We start from the raw sequence: 15,567 nt of genomic DNA, 5'->3' as shown, positions 1-15,567 counted from the left end.
GGGATGACGATGAGCCATTTGTTAACGATGAGTGAATTATCGGAAGTAGAAATTTCAGAAATCCTAAAAGACGCAGAAGATTTTGCGAATGGAAAAGAGAGCAAAACGACAGAGCAAACTTTTGTTGCAAACTTGTTCTTTGAGAATAGTACGAGAACGAGATTTAGCTTTGAAGTTGCTGAGAAGAGATTAGGACTTGATGTTTTAAACTTTTCAGCGGATGCATCTAGCGTACAAAAAGGAGAAACTTTATACGATACGATAAGAACACTAGAATCAATCGGAACAAAAGCAGTGGTCATCCGCCATGAGCAAGATCGCTACTTCGATGAACTAAAAGATCAGGTGAATATCCCGATCTTAAACGCTGGAGATGGATGTGGAAACCACCCAACGCAGTGCCTACTCGACCTTCTTACAATTAAACAAGAGTTTGGAAGATTTGAAGGTTTGAAGATTGCGATAGTAGGAGATGTTCGTCATAGCCGAGTAGCACGTTCTAATGCAGAAGCATTAACGAAGCTAGGTGCAACAATTTACTTTGCAAGTCCAGAAGAGTGGAAAGATGAAGACAACACATTTGGAACATACAAACCATTAGATGAACTTGTTCCGGAAGTGGATGTAATGATGCTACTTCGTGTACAACATGAGCGTCATGATCATTATGAAACAGACATTATGAAAGAGTATCATGAGAAACACGGATTAACAGTAGAAAGAGAACAGCGTATGAAAGAAGGAAGCATTATTATGCATCCAGCTCCTGTAAACCGAGATGTTGAAATTGCAAGTGAACTTGTTGAGTGTGAGCGTTCACGCATATTTAAACAAATGGAAAATGGAGTTTACGTAAGAATGGCTGTACTAAAACGCGCCTTACCAAATGTATTAGGAGGAATGAAACATGAATTATTTGTTTAAAAATGGTCGTTATATGAATGAAGAAGGAAAAATCGTAGCAACGGATCTTCTCGTACAAGACGGTAAAATCGCTAAGGTAGCAGAAAATATTACGGCAGATAATGCTGAAGTAATCGATGTGAACGGAAAGTTAATCGCACCTGGATTAGTAGATGTACACGTACACCTTCGTGAACCAGGTGGTGAACATAAAGAAACAATTGAAACAGGTACGCTAGCAGCGGCAAAAGGTGGATTCACAACAATTTGCGCAATGCCAAATACACGCCCAGTACCAGATTGCAGAGAACATATGGAAGACTTACAAAATCGTATTAAAGAAAAAGCGCATGTTAACGTATTACCATATGGAGCAATTACAGTACGTCAAGCGGGTTCTGAAATGACAGATTTCGAAACGTTAAAAGAACTTGGAGCATTTGCTTTCACTGATGACGGTGTAGGCGTACAAGATGCTAGCATGATGTTAGCTGCTATGAAACGTGCAGCGAAATTAAATATGGCAGTAGTTGCGCACTGTGAAGAGAATACTCTTATTAATAAAGGTTGTGTACATGAAGGGAAGTTTTCTGAGAAACACGGATTAAACGGTATCCCATCAGTATGTGAATCTGTACATATTGCAAGGGATATACTGCTTGCTGAAGCGGCAGATTGTCACTATCACGTATGTCACGTAAGTACGAAAGGCTCTGTACGTGTAATCCGTGATGCAAAGCGCGCTGGAATTAAAGTAACAGCAGAAGTAACACCCCATCACTTAGTGTTATGTGAAGATGATATCCCATCAGCTGACCCTAACTTTAAAATGAACCCACCGCTTCGTGGAAAAGAGGATCATGCAGCATTAATTGAAGGTTTATTAGATGGAACAATCGATATGATTGCAACTGATCATGCACCGCATACAGCGGAAGAGAAAGCGCAAGGAATTGAAAGAGCACCGTTCGGAATTACTGGTTTTGAAACAGCATTCCCACTTCTATACACAAACCTTGTGAAAAAAGGAATTATTACACTAGAACAGTTAATTCAATTCTTAACAGAAAAGCCAGCTGATACATTCGGCTTAGAAGCAGGTCGCCTGAAAGAAGGTAGAACAGCTGATATTACAATCATTGATTTAGAACAAGAAGAAGAGATTGATCCAACAACATTCTTATCAAAAGGAAAAAACACACCATTCGCAGGTTGGAAATGCCAAGGATGGCCGGTAATGACAATCGTTGGTGGTAAGATCGCATGGCAAAAGGAGAGTGCATTAGTATGAAAAGACAACTTATCTTAGAAGATGGAACAGTATTAATTGGAACAGGTTTCGGAGGAGAAATCGAAAAGTCAGGTGAGGTTGTATTTACAACAGGAATGACTGGATATCAAGAAACATTATCTGATCCATCATATTGCGGTCAAATTGTAACATTCACGTACCCATTAATCGGAAACTACGGCATCAACCGTGACGATTTTGAATCGATTCACCCATCTGTAAATGGTTTAATCGTAAACGAAATTTGTGATCACCCATCAAACTTCCGTAATGAAATTTCGTTAAATGACTACTTAAAAGAAAGAAACATTCCAGGATTAGCAGGAATTGATACGAGAAAATTAACGAGAAAAATTCGTCAATACGGTACATTACGCGGACGCCTTTGTAACATGGATGCAGATGTAGAATACATCGTAAGCCAATTAAAAGCGACAGTATTTACAGACCATGTAAAACGCGTATCAACGAAAGATCCATACCCAAGCCCAGGCCGCGGACATCGTGTTGTATTAGTAGACTTCGGTATGAAACATGGTATTTTAAGAGAATTAAATAAACGTGATTGTGATGTAATTGTAGTTCCTTACAACACGACAGCTGAAGAAATTTTACGCCTTAGCCCAGATGGAATTATGTTAAGTAACGGACCTGGGGATCCAAAAGATGTACCAGAAGCAATTGAAATGTTAAAAGACATTATCGGTAAAGTTCCTTTATTCGGAATTTGCCTAGGACACCAACTATTTGCTTTAGCATCTGGTGCGAATACAAGTAAGTTAAAATTCGGTCACCGTGGTTTAAACCATCCAGTAAAAAATCTTGCAACTGGAAAAGTAGCAATTACATCTCAAAACCATGGTTACGCAGTAGAAGAAGAATCAGTTGAAAATACAGAACTTGAAATTACACATGTTGCTTTAAATGATGGAACAGTAGAAGGTCTTCGTCATAAGAAGTTCCCAGCATTTACAGTTCAATACCATCCAGAAGCTTCAGCAGGACCAGAAGATGCAAATGATTTATTCGAAGATTTCTTAACAATGATTGAAAACTTCAAGAAAGAAGGGGAAGAGTTATGCCAAAACGCCTAGACATTAACACAATTTTAGTAATCGGATCAGGACCAATTGTAATTGGGCAAGCAGCGGAGTTTGACTACTCTGGAACACAAGCTTGTCAATCTCTTAAAGAGGAAGGTTACAAAGTAATCCTTGTTAACTCTAACCCAGCGACAATTATGACAGATACTGCAACTGCAGATAAAGTATACATTGAGCCTTTAACATTAGAATTCGTAAGCCGAATCATTCGTAAAGAACGTCCAGATGCAATCTTACCAACATTAGGCGGTCAAACAGGTTTAAACATGGCTGTTGAACTTGCAAAATCAGGCGTACTTGAAGAGTGCGGAGTTGAAATTTTAGGAACAAAATTATCAGCAATCGAGCAAGCGGAAGATCGTGATTTATTCCGTACATTAATGCAAGATTTAAATGAACCAACACCACCAAGTGAAATTATTCATAACCTTGATGAAGCATATGGCTTTGTAAACGAAATTGGTTATCCAGTAATCGTTCGTCCAGCATTCACATTAGGCGGAACGGGCGGCGGAATTTGTCATAACGAAGAAGAGTTAATTGAAATCGTAACAAGTGGTTTAAAACATAGCCCAGTAACACAATGTTTATTAGAGAAAAGTATTGCTGGCTGTAAAGAAATTGAATATGAAGTAATGCGTGATTCAAATGATAACGCGATTGTAGTATGTAACATGGAAAACATCGATCCAGTTGGTGTTCATACAGGTGATTCTATCGTTGTAGCACCGAGCCAAACGCTAAGCGACCGTGAATACCAAATGTTACGTAACACGTCATTACGAATTATTCGTGCACTAGGAATTGAAGGTGGATGTAACGTTCAGCTTGCACTAGATCCATATAGCTTCCAATACTATGTAATCGAAGTAAATCCACGTGTAAGTCGTTCATCTGCACTAGCGTCTAAAGCAACTGGATATCCAATTGCGAAATTAGCAGCGAAAATTGCAGTCGGCTTAACGTTAGATGAAATCGTAAACCCGGTAACACAAAAAACTTACGCTTGCTTCGAGCCAGCATTAGACTATGTTGTTTCAAAAATTCCACGCTGGCCATTTGATAAGTTTGAATCAGCGAACAGAACACTTGGAACGCAAATGAAAGCAACTGGTGAGGTTATGTCAATCGGACGTAACTTAGAAGAATCATTATTAAAAGCGGTTCGTTCTTTAGAACTTGGTATTTATCACTTAGAATTAGACCACTTAAAAGAACTTGATAAAGAAACAATGAAAAAACGCATTATTAAAGCAGATGATGAGCGACTGTTTATCGTAGCAGAAGCAATTCGTCAAGGTGTAACGAAAGAAGAGATTAACGAATGGTGTGAAATGGACTTCTTCTTCTTACAAAAAGTTGAAAATATCGTAAATATGGAACGCGAAGTAAAAGCGAATGTAGGAAATATGGAAGTACTACAAACTGCAAAAGAAATGGGCTTCAGCGATCACTACATTGCAGCAGCTTGGAACAAAACGGAGCGCGAAATTTACGATATGCGTAAAGAAAATAATATGACGCCGGTATTCAAAATGGTAGATACTTGTGCGGCAGAGTTTGAATCTGCAACACCGTATTACTACAGCACATACGCTGATGAGAACGAATCAATTGTAACAGATCGTAAGAGTGTAGTAGTTCTAGGATCTGGTCCAATCCGCATTGGTCAAGGTGTTGAGTTTGACTATGCAACAGTTCACTCAGTATGGGCAATTAAAGAAGCTGGATATGAAGCAATTATCATTAACAATAACCCAGAAACTGTTTCAACAGACTTCAGTATTTCTGACAAATTATACTTTGAACCATTAACGATTGAAGATGTAATGCACATCATCGATTTAGAAAAACCAGAAGGTGTTATCGTTCAGTTCGGTGGACAAACAGCAATTAACTTAGCGGCAAAATTAGAAGAACATGGTGTGAAGATTTTAGGAACATCACTTGAAGACTTAGACCGTGCAGAAGATCGTGATAAATTCGAAGCTGCTTTAACAAAACTTGGTATCCCACAACCAGTTGGTAAAACAGCAACGACTGTAGAGCAAGCGGTAGCAATCGCAGAAGAAATTGGTTACCCAGTATTAGTAAGACCATCTTACGTACTAGGTGGACGTGCGATGGAAATCGTATATCGTCAAGAAGAACTACTGCACTACATGAAAAATGCAGTTAAAGTTCACGCAGATCACCCAGTATTAATCGACCGTTACATGGTTGGTAAAGAAATTGAAGTAGATGCAATTTCAGACGGTGAGAATGTATTCATTCCAGGTATTATGGAACATATTGAACGCGCTGGAGTTCACTCTGGTGACTCAATTGGAGTATATCCACCACAAAGCTTATCTGAAAAATTAAAAGAACAAATTATTGAACATACAATTGCACTTGGAAAAGGATTAAACATTGTTGGATTACTAAATATCCAGTTTGTCGTATTCGAAGATCAAGTGTACGTAATTGAAGTAAATCCACGTGCGAGCCGTACAGTACCATTCTTAAGTAAAATTACAGGTGTACCAATGGCAAACGTTGCAACGAAAGTTATTCTAGGGCAAGACCTAGTAGAGCAAGGATACGGAACGGGCTATCACCCAGAAGAGAAAGAAGTGTATGTAAAAGCTCCGGTATTCTCATTCGCGAAATTACGCTCAGTGGATACAACATTAGGACCTGAAATGAAATCAACAGGGGAAGTAATGGGTAAAGATTTAACGCTTGAAAAAGCATTATACAAAGGTTTAGTTGCTTCTGGAATTAACATCCCAACGCACGGATCAGTAATCATTACTGTAGCGGATAAAGATAAAGAAGAGGCGATGGAAATTGCAAAACGTTTCCATGAAATCGGCTATAACTTATTAGCAACAGCTGGAACAGCAAAATCGTTAACAGAGCAAAATATCCCAGTACAAGTTGTAAACAAAATTGATTCTGAAGACTACAACTTACTAGATATTATCCGCCAAGGAAAAGCACAGTTTGTAATCAATACATTAACAAAAGGCAAACAACCAGCGCGTGATGGTTTCCGCATTCGCCGTGAATCAGTAGAAAATGGTGTAGCTTGCTTAACATCACTTGATACAACGAGAGCAATCTTACGAGTATTAGAATCTATGACATTCTCAGCTCATTCAATGAAAGAAATTACGCAAACAAAGCGTCACGAGGTGGTACATGCATGATGCAAAAGCAAAATATGATCGTCGTTAATCAAAAAGAAATCGCAAAGAACATTTACGAATTAGTGCTTCAAGGAACTTTAGTACAGCAAATGAACGAACCAGGGCAGTTTGTACACATTAAGGTAGCAGAGGGCATTGCGCCCCTTCTGCGCCGCCCAATTAGTATTTGTAATGTAGATCAAGAGAAGAACGAATTTACAATGCTATATCGTGCGGAAGGACAAGGAACAAAAACATTAGCCACTAAAAAACAAGGTGAAATGGTAGACGTACTAGGACCATTAGGGCACGGTTTTCCTGTAGAAGAAGCAGAAGCTGGTCAAACAGCTTTACTAGTAGGTGGGGGGATTGGTGTACCACCACTTTATGAATTATCACAGCGCCTCGTTGCAAAAGGTGTACGCGTAATTCACATCTTAGGTTTTCAAACGAAAGATGTTGTTTTCTATGAAGAAAAATTTGCAGAACTTGGTGATACGTACGTTGCGACAGTAGACGGTACACACGGTACAAAAGGATTTGTCACAGATGTAATTGATCATTACGGAATTGACTTTGATATTCTTTATTCATGTGGTCCGTTAGCGATGCTTCGTGCATTAGAAGGACGTTACAAAGAGAAAAAAGCCTATATTTCATTAGAAGAACGTATGGGCTGTGGTATTGGAGCTTGTTTCGCATGTGTATGCCACTTACAAGAAGATCCAAGTGGACATTCTTACAAGAAGGTGTGTAGCGACGGACCAGTATTTCCAATCGGGGAGGTTGTACTATGAACAGATTGCAAGTTGAATTACCAGGATTATCATTAAAAAATCCAATTATACCGGCATCTGGATGCTTTGGATTTGGTCGTGAATATGCACAGTTTTACGATTTAAGTGTACTAGGATCAATCATGATCAAAGCGACGACAGAACAACCACGCTATGGAAATCCTACGCCTCGTGTTGCTGAAACACCGGGTGGCATGTTAAATGCAATCGGACTTCAAAACCCAGGATTAGAAAAAGTAATGAATTCTGAATTACCATGGTTAGAACAATTTGACCTTCCAATCATTGCAAACGTTGCAGGTTCACAAGCTGAGGATTACGTAGCGGTTGCAAAGGAAATTTCTAAAGCGCCTAATGTCCATGCACTGGAATTAAATATTTCTTGTCCAAACGTAAAAACAGGTGGTATCGCCTTTGGTACAAATCCTGAAATTGCTGCTGATTTAACGAAGCGAGTAAAAGAGGTTTCTGAAGTACCTGTATATGTGAAGTTGTCACCGAACGTGGCAAACATTGTGGAAATTGCAAAAGCGATTGAAAATGCAGGTGCAGATGGTTTAACGATGATTAATACATTGCTTGGTATGCGTCTAGATTTAAAAACAGCTAAACCAATTTTAGCAAACCGTACAGGCGGATTATCAGGTCCTGCGATTAAGCCAGTAGCAATTCGTATGGTACATGAAGTAAGCCAAGCGGTTAACATTCCAATTATCGGAATGGGTGGTATTGAAACAGCGGAAGATGTAATTGAATTCTTCTACGCTGGCGCAAGCGCAGTTGCAGTAGGTACAGCGAACTTTATCGATCCGTTCGTATGTCCGACAATTATTGAAGAGTTACCAGCATTACTAGATGAATTAGGATTTGATCACATTTCGGAATGTCAAGGAAGGAGCTGGAAGCAAACATGTCACAGTCGTTAATCGTTGCACTAGATTTTCCGGGGAAACAAGATGTAGAACAATTCTTGCGCCACTTTGAAGGGGAAGAGTTATTTGTCAAAGTTGGTATGGAGTTATTTTACAAAGAAGGCCCTGCGATTATTACGTACTTAAAAGAAAAAGGGCATAAGATCTTTCTAGATTTAAAACTTCATGATATTCCAAATACGGTAAAAAGCGCTATGCGTAGCCTAGCTAGTCTAGATGTTGATATGGTAAATGTTCATGCTGCTGGGGGAAGCAGCATGATGAAAGCTGCAATTGAGGGATTAGAGGAAGGTAAGCAAGAAGGAAAAGAGAGACCGATTTGTATTGCAGTTACACAACTAACAAGCACTTCGGAAGCTATGATGAAAAAAGAGATCGGCATTGAGAAAACGTTAGAAGAAGCGGTTGCTCATTATGCAAAATTAACGAAAGAAAGTGGACTGGATGGCGTTGTTTGTTCAACGCTCGAAGTTCCAAAATTACGTGAAGTATGCGGAAATGAATTTGTAACAGTAACACCGGGGATTCGTCTTGCAAGCGATGATGTAAATGACCAGGTGCGCGTAGCAACACCGAAACGTGCGAGGGAACTTGGCTCAAGCTATATCGTAGTTGGACGTAGTATTACAAAAGCAGAAAATCCGCTTGAAGCGTATAAAACAGTAAAACAACAGTGGGAAGGTGTAACAGTATGAAAAAAGAAATCGCATCGCATTTATTAGAAATTGGAGCAGTATTTTTACAACCGAATGATCCATTCACATGGTCTTCAGGTATGAAATCACCAATTTATTGTGATAACCGTTTAACTTTATCTTATCCGAAAGTACGTCAAGCGATTGCAGCTGGATTAGAAGAGTTAATTAAAGAGCACTTCCCAACTGTAGAAGTTATTGCAGGAACAGCAACTGCTGGTATTGCGCACGCTGCATGGGTAAGTGATCGTATGGATTTACCAATGTGCTACGTACGTAGTAAAGCAAAAGGTCACGGTAAAGGGAATCAAATCGAAGGAAAAGCTGAAAAAGGTCAAAAAGTTGTAGTAGTAGAAGACTTAATTTCAACTGGCGGCAGTGCAATTACATGTGTAGAAGCACTTCGCGAAGCTGGCTGTGAAGTATTAGGAATCGTATCAATCTTCACATACGAGCTAGAAGCAGGAAAAGAAAAGTTAGAAGCAGCGAACGTAGCATCATATTCTTTAAGTGATTACAGTGCATTAACTGAAGTTGCAGCAGAAAAAGGTATGATCGGACAAGCTGAAACGAAAAAATTACAAGAGTGGCGTAAAAATCCAGCTAACGAAGCTTGGATCACAGCGTAACACGAAAAAAGACGACTGCGGGGGAACGCGGTCGTTTTTTTTATATTATTGTTAAAACTTCATGTGAAGTTCCATCAATATCAAAGAAAATCATATTCCTGTCTCCTTGCTAACAACTATTTAGCGTTTTCAGCAACCTCATATCCTTTCACAAACAATAGCGTCATATAAGAAACAATAAATGAGAAGATGCTGTACATGCCAACCCAAAAGAAAAATTTTGGAGTAAAGGCGATAACACCTATTATTAAAAAACTAGCAAACGTTACAATCGGCATTACGTAATACGTTTTCGTTTTGCGTGTTCCAATAACAGATACGATAAAGATAAATAACGGACAAATTAATAAGACGAAAATCAATTCATTCATAGGTATGTCCCCTTTTCTAATTGCAGTAATCTGTTTCTTATAAACGTTTTGAAATAATTACTCTCCTAATATAATTTCGCTAAGTAATAACGAATCCCTCTTGAAAACTGATAATTCATGATGAATTTTACAAGCAAAAAACGTAAGCAAGAGAACACTTGCTTACGCTATAGAATAAACATCGCAACGATCGTGGTTACAATTAAGCCAATCATAACTGGTAAAAAGTTTCGACGTGCAAGTTCAAATGGATCGACTTTACAAATCGCAGCGGCAGGAATAAGTGCCCAAGGAATCAACGTCCCGCCCCCGGTCCATATAGCTGCAATTTGCCCGAGTGCTGTTAATGTAGCTGTTCCATGGCCAAGTGCTGTTCCAAAAAGATTGGCAATGGAACCAGCAAGTGATATACCTGAAAAACCTGATCCATCTAAGCCGGTAATGACACCAACGATAGTTAATGTCCCTGCCGATACATATTGATTTAAAGGAACAGTTTGAGATAAAGCGATGCCTAAGTCGTTAATGATTCCGTGTGAACCTTTCGGTAAATAGTCCCCGATAATTTTCACAAAGCCACTATCTCCTAAATAAAAGAGTGCAGCGATAGGAATAACTGGTCCGAAAATTTTAAAGCCAAATTGGAGCCCTTCTATAAAGTAATCGGTCGTTTTATTCAGTCCATTACCTTTGTAGGCGATGAGAGAAATGATGATAATCATAATAACAGTTGTTCCGCCGATAAGTGCAGTTGCGTCGCTTCCTTGTAGTTTAAATTGAATCATGCAAAGGATATCGATGGCATATACGATCGGAATACAAATAGCGAGCCATTTTTTTGTCCGAGTAGATAATGAAGTGAGCGTTTTAGAAGACGCAGTTGATGAAATAGACTCTTGTATAGATAAGCCTGTATGAAATTCTTTTCGTAAGAAGAAAAAAGCGACGGAAGTTGTCACAATGCCCATAACGATAACGAGTGGAACACTTGCAGAAACAACGCTAGAAACAGGAAGACCAGCAGCGTCTGCGGTTAATTTTGGTGCGCCTTGTATAACGAAGTCGCCGGATAAAGCAATCCCATGACCGAATAAGTTCATAGCAATTGCCACTCCAATTGGCGGAAGGCCGACACGTACAGCAACCGGTAATAAAATAGCTCCCATTAAGGCAACAGCTGGAGAAGGCCAAAAGAAGAAAGAAATTGTCATCATCAAAAGACCGATAATCCAGTAGGCGAGGGTAGGGGTACGAATCATCTTTGTAAATGGTGAAATCATTGTATCATTTATGCCAGTATGAACGAGTAAATTGCTCATGGATACGATAATGGAAATGATTAATATAGTTGGTAATAGCTCAGTAATAGCGTAAATAAAACTTTGAAAAATGCCGCTAACGGCAAGAGGGATAGAACTTGTAGCAGTTAATGCTAATAAAAAGATGAAAACGATACAAATAATCGTCGTATCCTTTCGGAAAATAAAAAAGGTAATAATGGTGAGTAAACAAATAACATAGAGAGCGTGTAATAGCGTTAATTCAACTCCCATAACATTCACATCCTTTAGGCATTCGTGTAGTTTATTGTATGAAAGTAGGGAAAGTATGTGAGTATAGGAAACCGAAAAACCAAAATTTCATGTACCGTAGTGGCAAGGTTGAAAAATGGATGTTAAAATACAATTAATCCTAAAAATGGAATTAAAGGAGGGCTTATGCGCAAAATAATTGGGTTTTGGGGCTTTATTCTCTCTTGTAGTCTATTAATCATTTTAAATTTGTTTACAAGCAATGAATGGATCAGTATTATACCTGTTTTTGGGTTTGTACTTATACTTTTATATAACTGGGATGATATGAAACAATATAGCAAGAAAAGTATTGGAATTATGATAGGTATCATCGTTGTTTGTTCATTATTCGTAGGAGTTATTTTAATAGAGGGTCAGAAACAAATGAAGAAAATGTCTATTTTTCAAGAATGGATGTCGTCTGCAAAAAGTCTTTATATTGTAATTGTAGTAGTTATTTTTCTAAGAATTGTTATAAGCATAGCAAGTTACATATTAAAGGAGAAGTAGAATGGGGGAGTACGAATGAGAGAGAAAATAGGTTATTATGGTGTGCTCGTTTGTTTACTATTATCAGTTATTTCAGGGCAATTTTTAAAAAGTGAATGGGTACCAGTTATATTATGTATAGGAGTATTGATTTTTGCTCCTATGTATCGCTGGGATGAGTGGAAAGCATATAGCCGAAAAAAGAAAATTGTATTCAGTATTGAGTTTGTCATGATAATTAGTACGATTCCGTTTTTGTTACTGAAGGGAAATGAGATAATAGATGGAATTGTAATGTTTCAAGGGTGGTTATTTATTACGAAATTGCTATATTTAATTTGCATTTTAATGTTGGTAGCGGTAGTCACTAAAACAGTAAATGAAAAGCTATTCGTTAATGAATAATAGAAGAAAGTGCCACCTTATCTGGTGGCACTTTCTTACTTTATTGAATGAGCTTTTTGCATCTTCTTAATTAAACGAATTTGTCCGCGATGATTGATTTCATCTTCAAATACGTGAAACCACTTAAAATAGTTATTTGCTTGTTTGTCATACCAAAAGTCTGTCGTTTTAAACAGCCATTCATCAGGTAACGATTGGAATGTTTCAATTGTTTTGGAACGTACTTCTTGTAATGTATCAATATAAAATTCTATAGAGTTTCCTTTTATTTCCTCACGTCCAAGAGCTTCTAACTCGAGGCCAGGTAACCATCTTTCTAGTTCGGCCTCCGTTGGTTCGCGGTCTTCAAAAGTATGAATCTGGTAGTAAAATTCAACAGCAGCCATGTGATATAATAGCATGCCGATTGAATTTGCTTCCTCATTATATAAATAATCAAGTTCTTCCATTGTTAAATCTTCCACTGCTTGCATTGTTGTATAGCGAGCGTAATTCATCATGGAAACTAGTTTGGAAAATTCAGGATGTAAACCATCTATTTTATCGATTACAAAGTTCAATTACAATTCCCCCTCTTGAAACGAATACTCCAGAGAAGGAATTCTATGTGCAGAGAAAAAATCCTGTTGGAAATTTCAAAATATTAACAAGGGATTACAATTAGTTCTCTATTTGATTTTGTAATAACTTCATATCCGTCTTTTGTAATGACAATATCATCTTCAATTCTACAACCGCCCCAGTTCGGTATGTAAATACCTGGTTCAACTGTAACGACCATACCCTCTTCTAAAGTAGCCTTACTTTCTTGGGATAGGCGGAGAGGTTCATGAATTTCTAATCCAAGACCATGACCAGTAGAATGTCCAAAATATTGACCGTATCCATGCTCAGTAATGTAGTTTCTCGTTATATCATCGATACGTTTTGCAGTTTCTCCAGGTTTAATCGCTTCAGTCCCGCGTTTTAATGCTTCAAGTACAATATTGTATATCTTTTTGAATTCTTCTGATGGTTCCCCGATTACTACAGTACGTGTTATATCGGAACAATATCCGTCGTAAAGTGCACCGAAATCTAATGTAACGATGTCGCCTCGTTCAATTATTTTATTTGATGCAACTCCATGTGGAAGGGAAGAACGAACACCAGAAGCTACAATAATTTGAAATGATGAAGATGCAGCACCTTTTTTTCGCATGAAAAACTCTAATTCATCTCGTACAGTATTTTCACTTATTCCTGGTTTTAGAAACGTAAGAATGTGGTGAAATGCTTCGTCCGCAATATTAGCTGCAATTTTCATTATTTCTATTTCAGGCGTGTCTTTAATGATACGAATATTTTCGATAATTTCGCAAACTTGAATCATTTCCGCCTGTACGTACTTTTGCAAGTTTTTATATTGTTGCAATGTCATGTTGTTTTCTTCAATTCCGAGTTTTTGAATGTTTAATTTTGATACTTGATTTGCAACTTCTTCCTCTAAATTTCCTTTATGCATAATAATTTCAGCATCTTTTATTTGTGATTTTGCTTGATCTACATAGCGGAAATCTGTTATAAAAACAGCTCGATCGGTAGAGATTAAGACGGCGCCAGCACTACCTGTAAAGCCTGTTGCATATTGGCGGTTTTCTTTTTTTGTAATAAGTAACCCGTCAATTCCGTACTTATGTAGTTGTTTTTGGATATTAGTTATTCTTATATTCATTTTAATGCCTCCTTTTTATATTTAATAAAGCAAAACTTGTGCCAATATACTTATTGACAATAAAAGAGAAGCGGGAGTTTTGTGTCAAAAAAACTAGACAAATATAAAATGAGGATGTCAAAAATTTATACAGTAATGTAAACTTGCATATTATAATCTTTCAATTCTAATATTATATTTTTTGTATAAATAAATGGTGATAATTGGTATAATAAGAGGTCGTTATGTTTTCTTGTAGATAAAGGTGCGTAACGAATAAATAGGAATAAGGAATGTGAGTATATGAAGAAATTAAGTAAAGTCATGTCATTTTGCTTCGCTGCTAGTATGCTAGTTGTAACAGGGTGTGAAAAAAGTGAAATCAAAGTTCAAGCAAATGAAACGATTGAACAGCTTGATGAAGCCCCAGAAGTGACAGAAAAAGAAGCGAAAAAGATTGTAAGAAAGAGTGTAGATGCAATAGCAAATGCATTTAGTGAGATGGAAAAAGAAAATGGATGGAGTCGAAATAATCCAGGAGATTTGGCGACAGCGAAAAAAGGAGTTAAGGGATTGGTTACAGAAAAATTTGTAGAGAACCAGCTTCCTAATTCGCTTGAAACATTTAATAGATCTAGAGAGACAGATATGTTGCCATTCCCTATTAATATTGAACCAGAAATGAGATTAACGTATACACAGAAAGATAAAAATTTAACGATTGAAACGATTATACCTTCAAATGATATGGGAAATGAAGCAGAGATATGGGAATTTATTTTCGTTTATAAAGATGGAAAATGGTTAATGGATAAATGGTCATCGCATACACCGAGAGATTTAAAACTTACGAAGGAAGAAGCTAGTGAGTTTCTGAAAATTCGAGGCTTTAAGAATGTCGATTTTGTTAAAGAGGAGAACAGTGGTGACAAAAAATATATTTTTAAAGAAAATGCTAGATTAATTGCTGTAGATGCAAAAACATCGGTTATTACATATGATTTAGATGAGCAAAAGCAGGAAAAAGAAACGAAAGAAAATAATAGTCAAGAACACGAAAACATTAAGGAAAATAGCATGAGTACGCATGCTATTTCTAAAGAAGAGAAGCAGACTAAAAAAGAAACTTCGTCAGCAGTAGGTAAAACTAAAGTTTTAAATGAGTTAGCGGCTCTAGAAAACCAAGAAAAACATACAAATGTCATGTCAACAAATGACATAGTAAATGAAATAGAAGGAAATTATGAACTGTGGGATAATAAACTAAATGAAATTTACAGTACATTAAAAAATACGATGTCCCCTGATGCATTTCAGTCATTAAAAACGAAACAAATTGCGTGGGTTAAAGAAAAGGAAAGTAAGGTTAAAGCAATTGGTACTGATACAAATAACGGGACGATGAGACGTATAGATGCTTCAGAAGAGAAATACAAGATGACAAAAGAAAGATGTTATGAATTAGTGAATGGGTATATGAACTAGTTGGAACGAATAAAAAAATGCGCTGCT

The 15,567-nt window shown here is 37.4% G+C and carries 15 protein-coding genes; 11 read left to right on the top strand and 4 right to left on the bottom strand.

Annotation, left to right across the window (positions count from 1 at the left end; translation table 11 throughout):
• The first annotated feature begins 9 nt into the window (after window positions 1–9).
• Genes pyrB through pyrE form a run of 8 tightly spaced genes read left to right on the top strand, consistent with a single transcriptional unit; the run spans window position 10 to window position 9,523 of the window.
• Entirely contained in the window at window positions 10–924 is a 915-nt protein-coding gene (pyrB, locus tag ACTFR9_RS11545) for an aspartate carbamoyltransferase (RefSeq protein WP_000018852.1), read from the top strand.
• Window positions 908–2,194: a dihydroorotase gene (gene pyrC, locus ACTFR9_RS11540; protein ID WP_001108374.1), complete on the top strand. Its 1,287-nt coding sequence runs from the start codon at window positions 908–910 to the stop codon at window positions 2,192–2,194. The genes pyrB and pyrC overlap by 17 nt, the downstream gene beginning before the upstream one ends.
• The gene (locus ACTFR9_RS11535) at window positions 2,191–3,288 is read left to right on the top strand and encodes a carbamoyl phosphate synthase small subunit (RefSeq protein ID WP_000828682.1); all 1,098 of its coding nucleotides are present in this window, start codon (window positions 2,191–2,193) and stop codon (window positions 3,286–3,288) included. Before pyrC ends, ACTFR9_RS11535 begins: the two co-directional genes overlap by 4 nt.
• A complete protein-coding gene (carB, locus tag ACTFR9_RS11530) occupies window positions 3,273–6,491 on the top strand; it encodes a carbamoyl-phosphate synthase large subunit (RefSeq protein WP_001126106.1) in 3,219 nt (1,072 codons plus the stop codon). Before ACTFR9_RS11535 ends, carB begins: the two co-directional genes overlap by 16 nt.
• On the top strand, window positions 6,488–7,267 hold the full coding sequence (pyrK, locus tag ACTFR9_RS11525) for a dihydroorotate oxidase B electron transfer subunit (protein ID WP_000983352.1): 780 nt from the start codon (window positions 6,488–6,490) through the stop codon (window positions 7,265–7,267). Before carB ends, pyrK begins: the two co-directional genes overlap by 4 nt.
• Window positions 7,264–8,193, top strand: a complete 930-nt coding sequence (gene pyrD, locus ACTFR9_RS11520; RefSeq protein ID WP_001081057.1) for a dihydroorotate oxidase B catalytic subunit — start codon at window positions 7,264–7,266, stop codon at window positions 8,191–8,193. Before pyrK ends, pyrD begins: the two co-directional genes overlap by 4 nt.
• Complete coding sequence (pyrF, locus tag ACTFR9_RS11515; RefSeq protein WP_000083496.1) at window positions 8,178–8,894, top strand: orotidine-5'-phosphate decarboxylase; 717 nt, start codon at window positions 8,178–8,180, stop codon at window positions 8,892–8,894. Before pyrD ends, pyrF begins: the two co-directional genes overlap by 16 nt.
• Window positions 8,891–9,523 carry an orotate phosphoribosyltransferase gene (pyrE, locus tag ACTFR9_RS11510; protein WP_000711449.1) on the top strand — a complete coding sequence of 211 codons (633 nt, stop codon included), beginning with the start codon at window positions 8,891–8,893 and terminating at the stop codon, window positions 9,521–9,523. The genes pyrF and pyrE overlap by 4 nt, the downstream gene beginning before the upstream one ends.
• Window positions 9,524–9,639: 116 nt before the next feature.
• On the opposite strand, the gene ACTFR9_RS11505 is transcribed toward pyrE, so the two are convergent.
• Complete coding sequence (locus ACTFR9_RS11505; RefSeq protein ID WP_001003915.1) at window positions 9,640–9,894, bottom strand: YbeF family protein; 255 nt, start codon at window positions 9,892–9,894, stop codon at window positions 9,640–9,642.
• Between the two features lie 167 nt (window positions 9,895–10,061).
• Window positions 10,062–11,447, bottom strand: a complete 1,386-nt coding sequence (locus ACTFR9_RS11500) for a membrane protein (RefSeq protein WP_000537898.1) — start codon at window positions 11,445–11,447, stop codon at window positions 10,062–10,064.
• A 165-nt stretch (window positions 11,448–11,612) separates the two neighbouring features.
• Here ACTFR9_RS11500 and ACTFR9_RS11495 point away from each other — a divergent pair, with 165 nt between their 5' ends.
• Together ACTFR9_RS11495 and ACTFR9_RS11490 are read left to right on the top strand one after the other, a co-directional pair.
• Window positions 11,613–11,978, top strand: a complete 366-nt coding sequence (locus tag ACTFR9_RS11495; protein ID WP_001226108.1) for a YoqO family protein — start codon at window positions 11,613–11,615, stop codon at window positions 11,976–11,978.
• A gap of 15 nt (window positions 11,979–11,993) precedes the next feature.
• Complete coding sequence (locus ACTFR9_RS11490) at window positions 11,994–12,362, top strand: YoqO family protein (RefSeq protein ID WP_001208265.1); 369 nt, start codon at window positions 11,994–11,996, stop codon at window positions 12,360–12,362.
• 35 nt (window positions 12,363–12,397) lie between these two features.
• Here the strand turns inward: ACTFR9_RS11490 and ACTFR9_RS11485 are convergent, their stop codons facing one another.
• Both ACTFR9_RS11485 and ACTFR9_RS11480 read right to left on the bottom strand, forming a co-directional pair.
• The gene (locus tag ACTFR9_RS11485) at window positions 12,398–12,922 is read right to left on the bottom strand and encodes a DinB family protein (RefSeq protein ID WP_001012018.1); all 525 of its coding nucleotides are present in this window, start codon (window positions 12,920–12,922) and stop codon (window positions 12,398–12,400) included.
• A gap of 83 nt (window positions 12,923–13,005) precedes the next feature.
• The gene (locus ACTFR9_RS11480) at window positions 13,006–14,076 is read right to left on the bottom strand and encodes a M24 family metallopeptidase (protein WP_001026202.1); all 1,071 of its coding nucleotides are present in this window, start codon (window positions 14,074–14,076) and stop codon (window positions 13,006–13,008) included.
• A 282-nt stretch (window positions 14,077–14,358) separates the two neighbouring features.
• On the opposite strand from ACTFR9_RS11480, the gene ACTFR9_RS11475 reads away from it, so the two are divergent.
• The gene (locus ACTFR9_RS11475) at window positions 14,359–15,540 is read left to right on the top strand and encodes a lysozyme inhibitor LprI family protein (RefSeq protein ID WP_000736514.1); all 1,182 of its coding nucleotides are present in this window, start codon (window positions 14,359–14,361) and stop codon (window positions 15,538–15,540) included.
• The last annotated feature ends 27 nt before the right edge of the window (window positions 15,541–15,567 follow it).

Origin of the sequence: Bacillus cereus group sp. MYBK222-1, from assembly GCF_051916425.1 — a bacterium.
GTDB lineage: Bacteria > Bacillota > Bacilli > Bacillales > Bacillaceae_G > Bacillus_A > Bacillus_A paranthracis.
This window is presented reverse-complemented; position numbering and strand designations above follow the sequence as displayed.